This is a genomic window from Actinosynnema sp. NPDC004786, assembly GCF_053601135.1.
In genome coordinates this window covers 154,372-171,933 of record NZ_JBSGBG010000005.1, presented here as the reverse complement: position 1 = coordinate 171,933, position 17,562 = coordinate 154,372, and the positions used below count along the sequence as shown (strand labels likewise).

Here is a 17,562-nt window from a genome sequence, read left to right as displayed (position 1 = left end):
CTACATCCGCTCCGGCGCCGCGATCCCCAGCAGGCCCAGGCCGTGGCCGAGGGTGCGCGCGGTCAGCCGGCACAGCGCCACCCGGTTGCCGCGCACGGGCTCGTCGGCCTTGAGCACCGGGCACGACTCGTAGAACGCGGTGAACGCCCGCGCCAGGTCGTACAGGTAGCCGCAGAGCCGGTGCGGCTCCAGGGTGGCCGCGACCTCCGCGACGACCGCGCCGTACCCGTCCAGCGCCAGCGCCAGCTCCCGTTCGGCCGGCTCCGGCGGCACGGTGCGGTCGACCGCCGCCCCGCCGTCGCCCGCGTTGCGCAGGATCGAGCTGATCCGGGCGTGCGCGTACTGCAGGTACACGCCGGTGTTGCCGGTGAACGACACCATCCGGTCGACGTCGAAGGAGTAGTCCTTCACCCGCGACGTCGACAGGTCGGCGTACTTGACCGCGGCGATGCCCGCCGACTCGGCGATCCGGTCCAGCTCGGCCGGGTCGAGGTCGGGGTTCTTCTCGGCCACGACCGCCCGCGCCCGCGCCACCGCGTCGTCGAGCAGGTCCATCAGCCGCACCGTGCCGCCCGACCGCGTCTTGAACGGCGTCCCGTCCGGACCCAGGATCGTGCCGTAGGCGGCGTGCTCGGCCGTCACGCCGTCGGTCAGCCACCCGGCCCGCCGCGCCGCCTCGAAGACCAGCCGGAAGTGCAGCGCCTGGCGCGAGTCCGTGACGTAGATCAGCCGGTTCGCCTTCAGCTCCCGCAGCCGGTAGCGGATCGTGGCCAGGTCCGTGGTGTCGTAGCCGTAGCCGCCGTCCCTCTTGCGCACCATCAGGGTGACCGGCCGGCCCTCCGGACCGGTCACCTCCGCCGAGTAGAAGACGAGCGCCCCGTCGCTCTCCACCGCGAGCCCGGCCTCGACCAGCTCCTCGACCGTGTCGGCCAGCATCGGGTTGTAGAAGGACTCGCCCACCGAGTCCTCCGGCGTGAGCAGCACGCCCAACCGGTCGTAGATCGCGCCGAACGCCCGCTCCGACTCCGCCACGATGTCCCGCCACACCGCGACCGTGGCCGGGTCGCCCGCCTGGAGCGCCACGACGCGCGCCCGGGACCGGTCGGCGAAGTCCGGGTCGGCGTCGAACTCGGCGCGCGCCGCCCGGTACAGGCCGTCCAACGCCGACACCGCCGAGTCGCCCGCGCCCAGCTCGTCGTGGTGCCACGCCGCGTCCGGGTGCTCGTCCAGGTACTGGATCAGCATCCCGAACTGCGTGCCGAAGTCGCCCAGGTGGTTCTGTCGCAGCACGTCCCCGCCGAGGAACCCGGCCACCCGGGCGAGGCTGTCGCCGATGATCGTCGTGCGCAGGTGCCCGACGTGCATCTCCTTGGCGATGTTGGGCGCGGAGTAGTCCACCACCACCCGCCGCCCCAGCTCGGGCGCGCCCACCCCGAGCCGCTCGTCCGCCAGCCGGGCGGCGACCTGGCCCCAGACCGCGTCACCGGTCACCGTGACGTTGAGGAACCCCGGCCCGGACGGCTCCACCGCCGCGAGCACCCCGTCACCCTCGACGTCGAGGGCCGCCACCACCCGGGCGGCCAGGTCGCCCGGCCGGGCGCCGACGCGCTTGGCCAGCGCCAGCGGCGCGTTGCACTGGAAGTCGGCGCGCTCGGATCGTCGCACCACCGGGTCCGCGCCCGCCAGGTCCTCGCGGACCCGGCCGATCGCCTCCGACATCGTCGCGGCGATCCTCTCCAGCAGCGACGGCACCTCCCGGTGGTGGGCACTCACCTGAACACATCCTCCTTCGTCGGAGGGCGATTGTCCCAGGCGCCGGCGGCCCCGGTCGTGCCGGGGCGACCGTCAAGATCGTCCCGGTGGCCCCACCCGTCGGCGGACCGGCCGACCCGGTCAGCCCAGCTCGGCCAGTCGCCGCGCGGTCGGGCCGAGCGCGCCCAGCCACCCGGCCAGGTCGCCGTCCGGCGCGCCGAGGATGACCGTGTCGATGCCCAGGTCCGCGTAGGGGGACAGGGCTTCGACGAGCGCGTCGCCGCCGTCGGGGATGTCGCCCAGGTGCACGACGGTCTTGCGGATGTCGGCGAAGTCGCGGCCCTCGTCCTCGCAGTGGCGGCGCAGCACGTCCAGCTTGTGCGGCACCTCGTCCGGGCCCCGCAGGAGCAGGTTGCAGGCATCGGCGTAGCGGGCGACCAGCCGCAGCGTCTTCCGCTCGCCGTTGCCGCCGATCATGATCTCCGGGTGCGGCGTGCTCACCGGCGCGGGCACGCACAGGGTCTCGGCCAGGCGGTAGTGCCTGCCCTCGAACGGCCCGTCGTCCCGCGGGTCCCACATCTGTCGGCAGATCCGCAGCGCCTCCTCCAACCGCTCGAAGCGCTCGCCCAACGGCGGGAACGGCACGCCCAGCCCGACGTGCTCCCGCTCGTACCAGGCCGCGCCGATGCCCAGGGTCGCCCGGCCGCCCGACAGCACGTCGAGCGTGGTCACGACCTTGGCCAGCAGGCCGGGGTGGCGGTAGGTGACACCCGTGACGAGCGCGCCGAGCCGGACGGTCGAGGTGTGCGCGGCGAGGAACCCCAGCGTGGCGTAGCACTCCAGCATGGCGTCCGCGGCGCCGCCGTTGTGCTCCATCTGGAAGTAGTGGTCCATCACCGAGATCCAGCCGAGCCCGGACTCCTCGGCCGCCGCGCAGGCGTCGGCCAGGTCGGGTCCGAGCCGGGCCGGGGCCTGGTTGAACCGGGTGATGTGCACACCGAGTCGCACGTGGCGCTCCGTTCTGCCGCTCCGCCGTTGCCGGTCGGGACGCTAGCGGCTGGAGTGCGCTCCAGGTCAACGGAGCGGCGGGCCGGCGGAACGGCGGTCAGCGGGAACCGGAGGTCGGGGGGAGCGGCGGGTCAGGGGAGGAGCACGACCTTGCCCGTGACCGTGCCCGACTCGGCCAGCCGCACCGCGTCCGCGACCCGTTCCAGCGGCACGCGCGCGGCCACCTGCGGGCGCAGGGAACCGTCGGCCAGCAGCGCGAGGACCGCGCCGAGGTCGTGGGCGAGGCGGGCGCGGAACCGCGCGGCGTTGCGCCGGCCCGCCCAGATGTTGAAGAACGTCGCGCCGCGCCCGTTGGGCAGGGCGTTCCACCACGCCAGGCGGACGAACAGCTTCAGCACCGGCCACCGCGCCGAGCCCCGGTGGTCGCGGGTGGACGCGGTGCCGTAGGCGACGAGCGTGCCGCGTGGGGCGAGCACCCGGTAGGAGTCGACGATGCCCGGCCCGCCGACGTGGTCGAACACCGCGTCCACCCCGCCCGCCGCGAGGGCGCGGACCGTCGCGGGCAGGTCGGCGTCGCGGTAGTCGACCGGGATCGCGCCGAGCGCGCGCACCGCGTCGTGGTGGCGGGGCGACGCGGTGCCGATGACCCGGACGCCGGCCAGCCGGGCGAGCTGCACCAGGGTCGAGCCGACACCGCCGTTCGCGCCGTGCACCAGCACGGTCGCGCCCGCGGCGACCTTCGCCACGTCGTGCAGCATCCGCCACGCGGTCAGCCCGTTGACCACGACCGCCTCCGCCTCCGCCGGGTCCACGCCGGCCGGCACCGGCACGAGGTCCGCCGCGTCCACCAGCGCGTGGCTCGTCCACCCGCCGACCTTGGTCAGCGCGGCGAACCGCCCGCCGACCAGCGCCGCGTCCACCCCGGGACCCACTTCGGCGACCGTGCCGACGAGGTCGTAGCCGGGCACGAACGGGAACGGCGGCTGGTCGTAGTACTTCGCGCGGCGCATCTGCTGCTCCGCGAACGACACCCCGGTCGCCTCGACCCGGACCAGGGCCTTCCCCGGTCCCGGCACGGGCCGCGGCCGGCGGCGCAGCTCGAAGCCGTCCGGCTCGACCGCGCCCGGCAGCACGACGTCGAGGACCTGGTCGGTGGACTGCTGGCTCATCACGTCTCCTCGTTCTATGAGTGGTTGTTCACTCACATGTGAGTCAAGCGCGTGAAACGGCGAGAAGTCAAGGCCGATCGGCGAAAGAGTGGTTGGTCACTCACATCCGGGCGGGGCGTGCGCGGGGCTCGGTCGCGCGACCGCCGCCCGGACTTGTGATCTTGGTTTCACCGGGCCCGCTCCGGGTACGCCAGCGGCACCAGCCGATCGGAGGACTGCCATGACGACCTCGACCGAACGCGTCGGCGCCCGCCGTCGCCCCGTCCAGGGCCTCTCGCTGTTCGTGGGCGTGGTGTTCCTGCTGGTGGGCATCCTGGGTTTCGTGCCGGGCGTGACGGGCGACCTCGGCGGGATCGGCTTCGCCGGCCCGCACTCCGAGGCGATGCTGTTCGGCGTCTTCCAGGTCTCCGTGCTGCACAACATCGTGCACCTGCTGTTCGGCGTGGCGGGGATCGCGGCCGCCGCGACCAGGGGAGCCGCCCGGGCGTTCCTGGTCGTCGGCGGGTTCGCCTACCTGCTGCTGTGGATCTACGGGTCGGTCGTGCACTCGATGGACCACGACGGCGGCGCGGCGAACTTCGTCCCGGTCAACCCGGCCGACAACCTGCTGCACCTGGGCCTCGGCGCCGGCATGGTCGTCCTGGCCGTGGTCGCCACCGTCGCGGAACGCGCGCAGGGCCGCTACCCGGGCCGCGAACAACGCGGTGCGTGACCGCCCGGCTGTCACCCGCCCGGACCGGGTCGCGTAAGTTCACCCGGCGAGGCGCTTGACTGGGAGGGCGTAGATGGCGAGTTCCGGAGGACGGCGGCAGTTCGGGCGGGTGGACCCGTTCTGCCTGTTCATGGTCCTGCCGCTGACGCTGATCGGGGGGATCCTGATCTGGGGTGGCCTGGCGTGGGTCGGCGTCGTCGTCATCATCGGCGCGGGGATCGTCGTGGTCGTCGACTCGTGGACCAACCGCCCGTTGCCGTTCGACGTGCCGGACGACGACTACGACTACGAGCCGCCTGCCTCCGGCCGGCGCGCGTACTGAAGGTCCCGCGAGGGACCGGTCCGCTGTGGGCTGATCCGCCCACAGCAGCACGGGCGGCCGACGATGTCGGCCGGTCGGCATCGTCGGGGGCATGACGAACAACGAGAGGCAGCCGCTGTTCGACCACCGGCTGCGAGAGCGGTTCCTCGGTCAACGGGTGCTGGTGCTCGACGGTGGCCTCGACGACGACAACGGCACGGTGCTCGCCACCCAGATGCTGTCCCTCGCCGCCGAGGACCCCGGCAAGGACATCGCGCTGTGGATCCACTCGCCGGGCGGCTCGGTGCCCGCGATGCTGGCGATCCGGGACGTGATGCGGCTCGTGCCGTGCGACGTGAGCACGCTGGCGCTGGGGCTGGCGTGCAGCGCGGGCCAGTTCCTGCTGTCGGCGGGCACGCCGGGCAAGCGCTTCGCCCTGCCGCACGCCCGGGTCCTGATGCACCAGGGCTCGGCGGGCATCGCCGGGTCGGCGGTCGAGGTGCAGGTGCAGGCGGACGACCTGCGGCACACCCGGGACACCGTGCTGCGGCTCATCGCGGAGGACACCGGGCAGCCGCTCGAGCGGATCTTCGCCGACTCCCTGCACGACCGCTGGTTCACCGCCCGACAGGCGCTCGACTACGGCTTCATCGACCACATCGTCGGCGAGCTGGGCCAGGTGCTGCCGTTGCGCACGCGCGAACTGGGCCTCGGCCCGAGGACGGGGGCGCGCGCGTGAGCACCTACACCATCCCCAACGTCATCACCCGCAGCACGAACGGCGAGCGGGTCATGGACGTCTACTCGCACCTGCTGTCGGAGCGGATCGTCTACCTCGGCACCGCGATCGACTCCGGCGTGGCCAACGCGCTCATCGCCCAGCTGCTGCACCTGGAGGCGGACAACCCGGACCGGGAGATCAGCCTCTACATCAACAGCGAGGGCGGCGACCCGTCCGCGATGCTCGCGCTGTACGACACCATGCGCTACATCAAGGCGCCGGTGACGACGACGTGCGTCGGCCAGGCGGTCGCGGCCGGCGCGGTGCTGCTGGCCGCGGGGGAGGCCGGGCACCGCTTCGTGCTGCCCCACACCAGGGTGGTGCTGCACCAGCCGGCGGCCCAGGGCCGCGGCGCCATCCCGGACCTGATCCTCCAGGCCGACGAGGTGGTGCGGGTGCGCAGCCAGCTGGAGGAGATCCTCTCCGCGCACACCGGCCGCGACATCGCGCAGCTGCGGCACGACACCGACCGGGACCGCGTGTTCGACGCGGCGGGCGCGGTCGCGTACGGCCTGGCGGACCACGTCCTCGACCACCGGGCCTGAGGAGGGGGACCTCAGGCGGCCAGGAGCACGGGTCCCGCGGGGCGGCGGCCGACCGCGGAACCCGTGCCGCGGCCGCGGCGGACGTGGCCGGCGATGCCGACGAGCAGGTCGGCCAGGTCGACGCCGAGCGCGCCGGTGACGGCGGCGATCATCTCGCTGGAGGGCTCCTTGCGCCCGCGTTCGATCTCGGAGAGGTACTGGGGCGAGATCCCGGCCCGCTCCGCGACGTCCACGAGGCGGCTCCCGCGCTCCTCCCTGGCCGCCCGCAGGCTCCGGCCCAGCGCCTCGCGCCACAGCGGGTCCGGCTCGCGCTCCGGCGCGGGGGCGTGCTTGTGGTGGAAGGGGAGGATGTCGGCCATACCGGTCATCCTGACGCCTGCCCGTCGCTGCGGGTCGGTGTTTCCGCTGCGGGCGAAAGACGGCGTTCCGCCGGTGGTTCCCGCCGCGGCGTGGGCGTTTTGGCGAGTCGTGGGGGACGCCGGCGCCCCCGGCCGCTGCCCACGACGCGGCCGCTCCGCTAGTCCCGGGGGAACGTCTCGGCGATCGCGTCGTCCAGCGACCCCGGCCCCGACGGCGGCACGAACAGCTCCCGCAGCAGCAGGACGTCGGCGTGCGCCGGGTCGATCCCGGCCTGCCTGCCCCGTGCCGCGTGCGCCAGGCCGGTGAGCCGCAACGCCGCCCGCGCCACCGCGCCCGGCACCCCGCGCACCGCGCGCGGGTGACCCGCGGCGGACGCGATCCGGCCGATCATGTCCCGCCACGTCAGGTTCTCGGTGGCCACCGCGAGGTCTTCCCCGGACGCCCGCTCCAGCACGTCGACCACGTGCCCGGCCACCTGCGCGGCCGACGTGGCGGCGCTGCCGCCGGGCGGCGCGAGCAGGGGCGACCGGGACCTGACCCACCGGTCCAGCGGTCCGGCCCAGTTCGGCAGCCGGTCGCCCGCCCGGCCGAACACGAACGGCAGCTCCAGCACCGCCACCGGCAGGTCCGGCCCGGCGGCCTCCCGGCCCGCCCGTGCCTGCTCGACCCGGCTGCGGATGTAGGGGTGGCGTTCGGCGAGCCGCCACTCGGGGTGCAGGCGGTGGAAGTGGGTGTAGTACGACCCCAGCACCGCGGCCCGGGTCAGCCCTTCCTCGCGCGCGGCGGTGAGCAGCCGCACGACCGGCGCGACGTTGCCGCGGTGGAACACCGGGTACGCCGGCTTGCCCGGCACCTCCCGGTCGTCCGCGCCCGCCGCGAACACCACGCCGTTGTGGCCCGCGAGCACCGCCCGGAAGTCCGCCTCCGCAGCCGTCGTCGCGTCGAGGACGTGGTCGACGCCGTCCCGCGCGGTCCGGGCGACGGAGGTCGCCCCGTGCCCTCCCGCCCGCAGCCGTGCGACGACGTGCCGCCCGATCAACCCGCTCGCACCCACCACCAGAACGTCCACGGGCCGATCATGCCCGGTCGGCCGCCCGCAGCGTGAGCAGGGAAATTTCACTCGGCGCGAAGACCCGCAGCGGCGGACCCCAGAACCCGGCCCCGCGGCTGGTGTAGAGCCGGGTGCGCTCGCCGTGCCGGCTCAACCCCGCCAGCACCGGCTGCTGCAACCGCACCAGCAGGTGGAACGGCCAGATCTGGCCGCCGTGCGTGTGCCCGGACAGCTGGAGGTCGACCCCGGCCGCCACCGCCTTGCCGATCTCGCTCGGCTGGTGCGCCAGCAGCACCACCGGGTCGTCGGGGCGCGTGCCGGCCAACGCCGCGTCGAGGTCCGCGCCGTGCCCGGCCTCGCCCGAGTGCGCGCCGGTGACGTCGTCCACGCCCGCGAACACCAGCCGCGCGCCACCGCGCTCCAGCACCCGGTGCTGGTTGTGCAGGCTCGTCCAGCCCAGCTCGGCCATGTGGTCCAGCCACGCCTGCGCGTTGGAGATGTACTCATGGTTGCCCGACACGTAGAACCGGTGCCGCGCCCGCACGTCGCCCAGCGCGGCGGCCTGGCCGCGGCGTTGCGCCACCGTGCCGTCCGCGATGTCGCCGACGTGCACGACGACGTCCGGGTCGAGCGCGTTGACCGCCGCGACCGTGCCCTCGGACCACTTCGTGCGGTCGATCGCGCCGTAGTGGGTGTCCGCGAGCACCGCGACGGCGAGGCCGTCGAACGCCGGGTCCAGGCGGGGGAGCACCACGTCGGTCCGCTTCACCCGCGGCACCCGGCGGGCCTCCCGGGTGCCGTGCGCGACCAGCCCGACGCCGACCACGAGCAGCGCCACCGCGAGCAGCCGGGCGCGGAACGGGTTCTCCACGCCCGCGACCGCCAGCACCAGCCGCAGCACGTGGCCGATCAGGGTCCAGGCGAAGAACACCCAGGCGACGCCCAGCACGAGGTGCGCGACGCGGGACGCCCGGTCGGAGCGGCGGCGACCGTGGGCGCGGACCAGCAGCAACGGGAACGCCACCGACGTGGCGACGAAGAACGCCGTGCCGACGAGCTGCACCGGCCACGGCCACCGCGCGCCCGGCGTGAGCAGGCCCGTCCACGGCACCCAGAAGAGCAGCGCGGTCACGGTCAGCAACACCGTCGTGAAGATCACACGTCGCCGCGCGGACGGACGTGGCGGCGCGGTCGTGGTCGACATCGGATCTCCTCGGCGGCTTTACGAACCAGCGGGCTCTTATCGACGGTACCCGCGGCGCGGCCGGGCTCCAAGTTTGCCGCCGCGGCGAGCGGAAACCCCGGTCGCATGGCTGACGAGCACGAACGCGAGATCCACTCGCCCGAGGACTTCCCGGTCGAGACGCCCGAGGAGGACGAGCGCCTGGCGCGGACGCAGCGCACGATCGACGAGGCCAAGGCCGAGGCGGCCGACCTCGCCGAGGCCACCCCGGACCCGCTGCCCGACAGCGACCCGCCGGAGGGGTCCACCCCCGGGTCCTGACCGCCGCCGCGCGGTCCATAGTGGACTCACCCGAATGGCGGTTGAGAAGCCGAACGGCGGTATGGATAGTTCGATCTCCTGTTCAGCCGAACGCCGTTCGACTTGGGGGTAACGGGGCGTGGCACGTCCGACCCGCACCGTGGTGGACGACCCGCTCTCGTCACCGGGCCAGCCCGCGCTGCGCTGGATCACGTGGTTGACGGAGGGCTACTCCTGGATCACGTGCGTCGCCTTCGGGCTCCAGCTGTACTTCGTCGGCGTCGGACCCGGCCGCCTGGTGCTCGCCGCCCTGGTGCCCCTGATCGTGGCGTCGTGGTGGCTGCGGCCGAAGCGGGACAGCTGGCTCGTCGCGCTGGCGGAGTGCGCGATCGCCCACGGCGCGGTGTTCGTGCTGCCCAACCCGCAGCCCGTCATCGGCTTCCTGTTCGCGGTGACGGTGCGGCGGGCGCTGCGCGGCGACAGCGAGGCGTTCCCGCTGCGCGCGGTGCCGGCGCTGCTGGGGTACCTCACCGGCTTCGCGGTGTGGATCACGGTCACGCCGGTGGCCGTGACGGGTCCGCTCATCACGTCCGTCGTGATGCCGTTGGTGGGCCTGGCGGTCGCCGCGATGGCGTTGCACGAGACGACCCGCTCGGCGCGGTTGGTGGAGGACGCCCACCGCACCGTCGAGGCCGTGGTGCGGGCCAGCCCGGTGGGCCTGGTGCTGGTCGACGCCGAGGGCGCGCCCCGGCTGCACAACGACCGGGCGCGCGAGCTGCTGGCGTGGCCCGCGGCGGAGCCGGGACGCGTGCCGTGCCCGCACGGGCCGGACATCACCGACTGCGCGCGCGGCTGCCGCTCGGCCGACGAGGCGGTGGAGGTGCCCGTGACGCGCGCGGACGGGTCGACCGGGGTGCTGGCGGTGCACGCCGTGCCGGTCGAGCACGTCTCCGAGCGGCACACCCTGGTCACCGCGCTGGACGTGAGCAAGCGCCGTGAGCTGGAGGACGCGCTGCGCACCCGGGCCGAGCGGGACGAGCTGACCGGGCTCGCCGGGCGCGCCCACTTCCTGCACCTGGTGGACGAGGCGTTGCGGGCCGGCGAGGCGGTCGGCCTGCTGGTGATCGACCTCGACGGGTTCAAGGAGGTCAACGACGCCGAGGGCCACGAGGCGGGCGACTGGTACCTGGTGTCGGCGGCGGAGCGGATCAGCCGGGCCGTGGGACCGGTCGCCACCGGCGCGCGGCTGGGCGGCGACGAGTTCGCCGTGCTCGCCCCCGGCCACGACGTGCGCGAGTCGGCGCGGCTGGCCACCCGCATCCTGTCGGAGCTGGCCCGGCCGCTGGCCGGGCTGGGCCACGAGACCGTGATCCGGGCCAGCGTCGGCATCGCCGTGTCGTCACCCGGGGTCGGCACGGCGGAGCTGCTGCGCGACGCGGACACCGCGATGTACGTGGCCAAGCGGGAGGGCGGCGGCCGGATCCGGCTGTTCCGGCCGGAGATGGGCGAGCGGGTGCTGGCCCGGCAGCGCGACAAGGCCGACCTGCGCACGGCCGTGACCGACGGGCAGCTGGTCCTGCACTACCAGCCCATCGTGGACCTGGCGACGTCCACGACGGCGGGCGCGGAGGCGCTGGTGCGGTGGCAGCGGCCGGGGCACGGGCTGCTCGGGCCCGGCGAGTTCATCGAGCTGGCCGAGGAGACCGGGCTGATCGTGCCGCTGGGCAACAAGGTGCTGGCCGGCGCGTGCGAGCAGGCGATGCGGTGGCACCAGCAGGGCCGGGCGATCGGCGTGACGGTGAACGTGTCCACCCGGCAGCTGTCCGCGCCCGCGTTCCTGCCGTCGCTGGACCGGGTGCTGAAGACGACCGGCCTGCCGCCGCAGCGGCTGACCATCGAGGTGACCGAGTCGGTGTGGGCCGACGGCGCGGCGATGCGCGGGCTGATGGACGTGCGGGAGACCGGGGTGCGGGTCGCGCTGGACGACTTCGGCACGGGCTACTCGTCCCTGAGCTACCTCCAGCGCTACCCGTTCGACGTGGTCAAGATCGACCGCTCGTTCACCGCCGCCCTCTCCGACACCGGCCGCACCGCGGGCGTCGTGCGGTGCATCATCGACTTGGCCGACGTCCTGGGCGCGCACACCGTCGCCGAGGGCATCGAGACCCAGGCCCAGGCCGACTGGCTGCGCAACGCCGGCTGCGCCTACGCCCAGGGCTACCTCTTCGGCCGCCCCGCCCTGCCCGAGCACTGGCCCCCGACCTCGTGAGTCCTACGTTCACAACGCGAGAGTCCACCGTTCACGCACCCCGAGTTCAACGCTCGCGGACGCCTGTCGTGCCTACCGCTCGGGTACCGCGTTGGCGGATCCACGACGGTCGGTGCCCCGGTCAGGCGGCCTGGCGCTCGTGGACGGTCGCCCAGCGGGCCAACACCGCGCGCGACTCCTCGACGCCGAGCGCGAGCCTGTCGAGCCGGCGCAGCTTCTCCCGGTACGCCTCCACGATCGGGCGGTCGTCGTGGAACACGGTCGCGGCGTCGGTCTCCACGTACACCACCGGCGTGACCGGGTCCTCGAACGTCAACAGGGTCGCGGGCAGGCGCAGCGCCGGGTGCAGGGTACGGGTTCGGGGGACGACGCGGACGCGGGTGTCGTGCCAACCGGACACCAGGATCAGGTGCAACATCTGCTCGTGCATGACCTGCGGCGTGCCGACGGACAGTTGCAGCGCGACCTCGTGCAGGAAGAACACCGACTCCCGCACGGGCCGCCGCACCGGCTGCCGGCGGCGCATCCGGGCCTGGGCGGTCTCCGGGCTACCGGTCAGGGCCAAGGCGTAGCCCTCGGTCTGCAACAGGGCAGGGACGACCACCGGCTCGTACGCGGTGACGGTGCGGGCGATCGACTCGTGCACCGACAACGCCACCAACTCGTCCGGCGCTCCGTCGTGCCGACGCAGGAAACTGCCGGTGTCCGACTCGGCCGCGACCGCGACGATCCGCTCACGGGTCGCCCTGTCCGTCCCGTACCGCCCCAACAACGTGGCGATGTCCACCACGCTCGTCCCACGACTGCCCGTCTCCAGCTTGGAGAGCTTGCCCAACGACCACTCCATCGCCTCCGCCGTCTGGCCCGACGACATCCCCGTCCGCCGACGGGCAAGGCGCAACTCCGCCCCCAACTCCCGGCTGTGCGCACTGCTCGACCGGACGGGCGGCCGCTTCTCCTCGACGTTCACGATCTCCTCAATCACAGTGGTACGGCGCGATCGACAGGAGACACCAGCCTTCCCATGGGCAGGGAATCGGCAGGTGCAACACGACAGATTCTCCCGTCGTCAGACGGGTAGATCTTCGTGAAAGGGCAGCTCTAGGTAGTACCACAAGGCGTGGTACTACCCGATCGAACGAACACCACTACGTAGCGGTGACGCCGAGCCGCCGTGCGAGGCTCCTCAAGGTCGAGTCGTGATCGCGCCGTACCAACTCGGCGGCCACCTGCCGCGGCAGCGTCTGGTACTTGATCCACGCCGGAGCCATCTGCTCGACGGTGAGCAAGGCGTCGCGCGCCCGCTGAACCTGCCCCGTGTGCGCCAGTGCGAACGCCACGTCCGTCAGGTGCCGTGCTCGTGCCGCCAGCGGCAACGCGGCGTCCCGCGGCATTTCCTCCGCCAACTCGACGGCCTGCCCGTATTCCTCGGTCACCACTGCCACGTCGACCCGCTGCATGGTCACCTGCGCAGGCCCGAAAGGGCTCTCGTAATCGGTCCGGTCCACGCCGTTTCGGTCGGCCATCACCGCTGCCTCGTCCAGCAGTTCGCGCGCCCGAATGCCGTTGCCGTCCCGACCCGCCGAGGTCGCCCCCGAGAGCAGTAGCGACCCGTACACCGACAGATGCCCGGGTGACACGCCCTGTCCGGGCTCGATCGCTTCCGCAGCCTTCACCGCCACCCGCTCAGCTTCGCCATAGCGCCCCTGCACCAACAGCTGCCAAGCCACAGAACCACGCAGCACCGCGTCCAGCAACGCGTCGGCCCCACCCCTCGCCGCGTCCAGGGCGTGTCGGATCGCCAACCATGCTGCCTCTTGCTGCCCAAGGTGAACCAACGAGCACGCCGCCAGCCAGTAGCCGCGGGCCAGTGATTCCGACGCACCGGCCTGGTCCAGCCTCGGTGCCGCGTGGGCGGTCGCCCGGAGCTGCAGCAGTGCGGACGGCAGAAGCGCGGTCAACATGTCGTAGCGGCCCGACCAGTACAGGCCCCACCCGTACTCCACCAGTCGGCGCGCCTCCCGGGTCTCGAGCGCATCGCCGTCGAGCACGGGTTCGCCGAGCAGGTCATCGACCGGGGTCAACGCCCGCCGGATGGCCATGACGCCGGTCTCCGGCGTGCCGGGGATGTTCGTGGTCTTGCCCAGCAACGTCCCCGGGTCGGTGTCGAGGGCGCGGGCAAGCCTGTGCAGGGTCGAGATCGACGCGGTGAGCCGTTGTTCCTGTTCGAGCGCCCGAACCAGGGAGAGGGACACACCGGACCGCTCCGCCAACTCCCGCTGGGTCATCGTGTCGCCGCGCAACCGCCTGATGCGGGCACCGATGGACGACTGGTCCACGAGGGCACCACCCATCTTCACTATGGATCCTTGCCGTCATCCAGCGATCCATCGTCGTCGATGAAGCTTTGACCAGCGTACTCCGAGCCCCCGGTGCCGATTCGATCATGGGCGTGCCGGAAGCGGCCCCGCCGACGGCACGGGACCCGGGCTCCACCTCCGGCTGCCGGGTGTCGAACGCTCGGGGTCCCGCGTTGAACGGATCGGGGTGCCTGAACGTAGAACTCGGTGGTCCTGGAGGTTCGACGCGCGGGACGCGGAGGTTCGACACGCGGGTCAGGGGGTGGTGGGCAGGGTGTTCCAGAACATCAGCTCGTACGCGTGCAGCAGGTGGGCGGAGGGCAGGGCGGCGGTCGGGGTCCAGCCCGTGGCCAGGACTTCGTCCAGCGCGCGCAGGCCCAGGGCGTCCAACTCGGGCGCGGGTTCGGCGAAGAAGTCGAAGAACGTGCACCCGGCGTCGTCGAAACCGTAGTGCTCGCGCAGCGCGGTGGCGATCGTCGCGCAATAGCCGCCCCATTCCGCGAAGTTCGCCAGAATCACGAGGAGCGCGTCGTGCGGATTGCCGTCCAACGCCAGCCTGGCCACGTACGACGGATATGCCTGGCACCCCGGCAACGGCCGGTAGGCGGCCACGTCCTGCGGGGTCAGGCCGCACGCCGCGGCGAAATCGGACAGTTTGGCCAACGCCAGGCCCTCGCCGCCGGCGACCGCCGCGAAGAACTCCCGCTGCGCCGGCCCGGTCGACTGCGCGGCGAAGGTGAGGAACGCTCGCCAGTCGCTCCGCACGATCCGGTCCTCCTCGGCCGCCAGCGCCCGCAACGCGCCCATCGGAGCCCCGCCGGACGCGATCAGCGGCACCAGCCGGTTCGTCCCGCCCCCGGCCTGCACCTCCGCCCGCACGCGCGCCAGCAGGGCCTTCGCGTCCTCCGCCATCGTTCCCCCGTTCCACCGGCCCGGTCCGCCCGCCACGGGCGAATAGCCACTGTAGAGAACTTGCCGACTCCGCACACTTGCGGTTGGGTGATGAAGACTCGGCAACGGGGGATTGACGTGGCCCCTGTTTGCGGGTCTCATGACCCCGCCTTGTCGCACGTCAGCATCGCCTCAGTAGGGAGAGCCCGGTTTGCGTGTCGCCGGAGTCACCTCGGTCGAAAACCGCGGAATCCCGATCGGAAAACAACATCAGCCGTGGATGGGTTACCTGGCTATCGGCCTGGTGCTGGTCGTCGCCTACTACACCGTGCCGATCTTCGTGGGCACGATCCCGCTGCGGGTGGTCATTTACTGCGCGGTGAGCACGTCCGCCGCCCTCGCCCTGTGGTGGGGCGTGCGGCGCAACCGGCCCGACCCGGCCCGGCCGTGGATCGTGCTCGCGGTGTCGCAGCTCGTCGCCGCCCTGGCCGACACCACGTTCTACGCCTCCCACTACGTGCTGCGCGAGACGTCCTACCCGTCCGTCGCCGACATCTTCTACCTCGGCCACTACCCGCTCGTGGTCGTCGGCCTGCTCATGCTGATCCGGCAGCGCCGCGCCGAGCGCGACCTGCCCAGCCTGCTCGACGCGGCGTCGCTCACCGTGGTCGCGGGCCTGCTGTCGTGGGTGTTCGTGATCGGCCCGCAGACCCGCCTCGGCACGCCGCTGCTGGTCGAGGCGGTGTCGCTGGCTTACCCGGTGATGGACCTGGTGCTGCTGCTGGTGGCGCTGCGGCTGATGTTCGGTGACGGGCGGCGCGACCTGTCGTTCCACCTGCTCGTCTTCTGGCTGGCCGCGACCCTCACCGCGGACACGCTCTACGTGCTGCAACGCCTCGACGTGACCTACCAGGCGGGCAACTTCCTGGACGCGATCTGGCTGGTCGGCAACGTGGCGCTGGGCGCGTGCGCGCTGCACCCGTCGATGGCCCGGCTGGCGCAGGCGGTCGAGCCGCCCGCGCTGCGGCTGAGCTGGCCCCGGCTCGCGCTGCTCGCCGCGGGCGCGTTGATCGGACCGCTGGTGCTGCTCGTGCAGCACGCCCAGGGCGAGCGCCGGGACGTGCCGGTGATCGCGGCGGGCTGCGCGGTGCTGTTCGCGCTGACCGCGCTGCGCCTCGCGGGCCTGGTGGTGGACCAGCGCCGGATCGCCATCACCGACGGCCTCACCCGGCTGCGCAGCCGCCGCTACTTCGAGGCGTGCCTGGCCGACGAGGTGGCGCGGGCCAAGCGCGCCGGCAGCCCGCTGGGCGTGGTGCTGCTGGACGTGGACCGGTTCAAGCCGATCAACGACCGGTACGGGCACCCGGCGGGCGACCGGGTGCTGGTCGAGGTCGCCAACCGGCTGCGCGCGGTCGCGGGGGAGGGCCGGGTGCTCGCCCGGTACGGCGGCGAGGAGTTCGCGCTGATCGCGACCGGGGCGGACGCGGAGAACCTGACCCGCCTCGCGGAACGGCTGCGGCACGGCGTGTCCCACCACCCGATCGCCGTGAGTGGCCGCCGTTCGGTGACGGTTACGCTCTCCGCCGGCACCGCCGCGCTCACGCCCGACCACGGCAGCGCGACCGCGTTGGTGTCCGCCGCCGACCGCGCGCTGTACCTGGCCAAGGACCTGGGCCGGGACCGGGCGGTCGCCGGTGGCACATCGCTCACCGAACACCGGGAGGACGTCGCGGTGGACTACCTGAACCAGGTCGCGGACCTGGTGGACCTGCGCGTGGCGAGCCCCGGTCGCAGCCTGGCGATCGCCGAGTGGGCGCGGACCGTCGCCGAGCACCTCAAGCGCGGTCCGGCCGAGGTCCGCAACGCCCACCGCGCCGGCCGGCTGCTCGACGTGGGCATGATCGTGCTGCCCGACGACCTGCTCACCGAGTCCGGCCCGCTCACCGACCAGCAGTGGCACCTGCTGCACGAGCACCCCGACAGCGGGGCCCGGATGGTGAGCGTGCTGCCCGACCACGGCGAGGTCGCCGAGGTGATCCGCCAGCACCACGAGCGGTGGGACGGCGCGGGCTACCCGAACGGCCTGACCCGCGACTCCATCCGGATCGAGGCGCGGATCCTGTCCGTGTGCGACGCGTGGGCCGCGATGCGCGCCGACCGGCCGCACCGGCGGGCGCTCACGCACGAGCAGGCCGTGCGCGAGCTGCGGGCGGGCCGCGGCGCGCGGTTCGACCCGGCGCTCGTGGACGTGTTCCTGGAGCTGCTGGAGGCCGGGGTCGTCGGCGACCTGACCGCCGGACCCGCCGCCGCGGTGTCGCGTGAGGACAGCCGCCTATCCTGAGGCCATGTCGCGCCGCGCCCTGATCACGATGACGACCGACGAGGTGCGCGCGTTCCTGGAGGAGCGGCGCGTCGTCACGGTGGCCACGATCGGGCCGAACGGCAGGCCGCACCTCGTGCCGCTGTGGTACGTGGTGGAGGACGGCGAACCGGTCGGCTGGACGTACCGGGCATCGCAGAAGGTGGCGAACCTGCGCCGCAGGCCCGAGGCGACGTTGCAGTTCGAGGCGGGGGAGACCTACGACCGGCTGCGCGGCGTGGTCATGGAGTGCGACGTGCGGCTGGTCGAGGAGCCGGCCGAGGTCGCCCGCATCGGCGCGGCGGTGGCGGCCCGGTACTCCGGCCACAGCGGTCCGGAGCTGGACGCGTTCGTGGCCGCGCAGGCGGCGAAGCGGGTGGGGCTGCGGTTCGCGCCGACCTCGGTCGTGTCCTGGGACCACCGCAAGCTGAGCGGCGCCTACTGACCGCAACCGAACGCAAGCCGCAGCAAGCGGATTGCGACGCCACGTCGTCCCGCGCGGCGACGATCCCCTGAACGTG

Annotated in this window: 17 protein-coding genes; 8 read left to right on the top strand and 9 right to left on the bottom strand. The window is 73.3% G+C overall.

Features of this window, described 5'->3' with window-relative positions; genetic code table 11:
- The 3 genes from argS to ACWEFJ_RS06540 all read right to left on the bottom strand — a co-directional run bounded on the left by argS (position 1) and on the right by ACWEFJ_RS06540 (position 3,929).
- Complete coding sequence (argS, locus tag ACWEFJ_RS06550) at positions 1–1,773, bottom strand: arginine--tRNA ligase (RefSeq protein WP_449713146.1); 1,773 nt, start codon at positions 1,771–1,773, stop codon at positions 1–3.
- A gap of 120 nt (positions 1,774–1,893) precedes the next feature.
- Complete coding sequence (locus ACWEFJ_RS06545) at positions 1,894–2,760, bottom strand: LLM class F420-dependent oxidoreductase (RefSeq protein WP_449713145.1); 867 nt, start codon at positions 2,758–2,760, stop codon at positions 1,894–1,896.
- 131 nt (positions 2,761–2,891) lie between these two features.
- On the bottom strand, positions 2,892–3,929 hold the full coding sequence (locus ACWEFJ_RS06540; protein WP_449713144.1) for a medium chain dehydrogenase/reductase family protein: 1,038 nt from the start codon (positions 3,927–3,929) through the stop codon (positions 2,892–2,894).
- A gap of 220 nt (positions 3,930–4,149) precedes the next feature.
- Here ACWEFJ_RS06540 and ACWEFJ_RS06535 point away from each other — a divergent pair, with 220 nt between their 5' ends.
- The 4 genes from ACWEFJ_RS06535 to ACWEFJ_RS06520 all read left to right on the top strand — a co-directional run bounded on the left by ACWEFJ_RS06535 (position 4,150) and on the right by ACWEFJ_RS06520 (position 6,268).
- A complete protein-coding gene (locus ACWEFJ_RS06535) occupies positions 4,150–4,641 on the top strand; it encodes a DUF4383 domain-containing protein (protein ID WP_378086993.1) in 492 nt (163 codons plus the stop codon).
- A 73-nt stretch (positions 4,642–4,714) separates the two neighbouring features.
- The gene (locus tag ACWEFJ_RS06530) at positions 4,715–4,963 is read left to right on the top strand and encodes a hypothetical protein (RefSeq protein WP_378086995.1); all 249 of its coding nucleotides are present in this window, start codon (positions 4,715–4,717) and stop codon (positions 4,961–4,963) included.
- A gap of 91 nt (positions 4,964–5,054) precedes the next feature.
- Complete coding sequence (locus ACWEFJ_RS06525) at positions 5,055–5,681, top strand: ClpP family protease (RefSeq protein WP_378086997.1); 627 nt, start codon at positions 5,055–5,057, stop codon at positions 5,679–5,681.
- Positions 5,678–6,268: a ClpP family protease gene (locus ACWEFJ_RS06520; RefSeq protein ID WP_449713143.1), complete on the top strand. Its 591-nt coding sequence runs from the start codon at positions 5,678–5,680 to the stop codon at positions 6,266–6,268. The genes ACWEFJ_RS06525 and ACWEFJ_RS06520 overlap by 4 nt, the downstream gene beginning before the upstream one ends.
- An 11-nt stretch (positions 6,269–6,279) precedes the next feature.
- Here ACWEFJ_RS06520 and ACWEFJ_RS06515 read toward each other — a convergent pair whose 3' ends face one another.
- The 3 genes from ACWEFJ_RS06515 to ACWEFJ_RS06505 all read right to left on the bottom strand — a co-directional run bounded on the left by ACWEFJ_RS06515 (position 6,280) and on the right by ACWEFJ_RS06505 (position 8,883).
- On the bottom strand, positions 6,280–6,627 hold the full coding sequence (locus ACWEFJ_RS06515) for a helix-turn-helix domain-containing protein (protein ID WP_449713142.1): 348 nt from the start codon (positions 6,625–6,627) through the stop codon (positions 6,280–6,282).
- Between the two features lie 158 nt (positions 6,628–6,785).
- Positions 6,786–7,697 carry an NAD-dependent epimerase/dehydratase family protein gene (locus tag ACWEFJ_RS06510; protein WP_449713141.1) on the bottom strand — a complete coding sequence of 304 codons (912 nt, stop codon included), beginning with the start codon at positions 7,695–7,697 and terminating at the stop codon, positions 6,786–6,788.
- A 7-nt stretch (positions 7,698–7,704) separates the two neighbouring features.
- On the bottom strand, positions 7,705–8,883 hold the full coding sequence (locus ACWEFJ_RS06505) for a metallophosphoesterase (RefSeq protein ID WP_449713140.1): 1,179 nt from the start codon (positions 8,881–8,883) through the stop codon (positions 7,705–7,707).
- Positions 8,884–8,988: 105 nt separating this feature from the next.
- Between ACWEFJ_RS06505 and ACWEFJ_RS06500 the strand changes: the two genes are divergently transcribed.
- Positions 8,989–9,183, top strand: a complete 195-nt coding sequence (locus tag ACWEFJ_RS06500; protein ID WP_378087007.1) for a hypothetical protein — start codon at positions 8,989–8,991, stop codon at positions 9,181–9,183.
- Between the two features lie 118 nt (positions 9,184–9,301).
- Complete coding sequence (locus ACWEFJ_RS06495) at positions 9,302–11,431, top strand: putative bifunctional diguanylate cyclase/phosphodiesterase (protein ID WP_378087008.1); 2,130 nt, start codon at positions 9,302–9,304, stop codon at positions 11,429–11,431.
- 121 nt (positions 11,432–11,552) lie between these two features.
- Here the strand turns inward: ACWEFJ_RS06495 and ACWEFJ_RS06490 are convergent, their stop codons facing one another.
- From ACWEFJ_RS06490 to ACWEFJ_RS06480, 3 genes are all read right to left on the bottom strand, one after another.
- On the bottom strand, positions 11,553–12,416 hold the full coding sequence (locus ACWEFJ_RS06490) for a helix-turn-helix domain-containing protein (protein WP_449713139.1): 864 nt from the start codon (positions 12,414–12,416) through the stop codon (positions 11,553–11,555).
- 163 nt (positions 12,417–12,579) lie between these two features.
- On the bottom strand, positions 12,580–13,770 hold the full coding sequence (locus ACWEFJ_RS06485) for a helix-turn-helix domain-containing protein (RefSeq protein ID WP_449713138.1): 1,191 nt from the start codon (positions 13,768–13,770) through the stop codon (positions 12,580–12,582).
- A 276-nt stretch (positions 13,771–14,046) separates the two neighbouring features.
- A complete protein-coding gene (locus ACWEFJ_RS06480) occupies positions 14,047–14,703 on the bottom strand; it encodes a thiaminase II/PqqC family protein (RefSeq protein ID WP_449713137.1) in 657 nt (218 codons plus the stop codon).
- Positions 14,704–14,962: 259 nt separating this feature from the next.
- Here ACWEFJ_RS06480 and ACWEFJ_RS06475 point away from each other — a divergent pair, with 259 nt between their 5' ends.
- A complete protein-coding gene (locus tag ACWEFJ_RS06475; RefSeq protein WP_449713136.1) occupies positions 14,963–17,023 on the top strand; it encodes a diguanylate cyclase in 2,061 nt (686 codons plus the stop codon).
- Between the two features lie 4 nt (positions 17,024–17,027).
- Positions 17,028–17,486: a pyridoxamine 5'-phosphate oxidase family protein gene (locus ACWEFJ_RS06470; protein ID WP_378087018.1), complete on the top strand. Its 459-nt coding sequence runs from the start codon at positions 17,028–17,030 to the stop codon at positions 17,484–17,486.
- Positions 17,487–17,562: the final 76 nt, after the last annotated feature.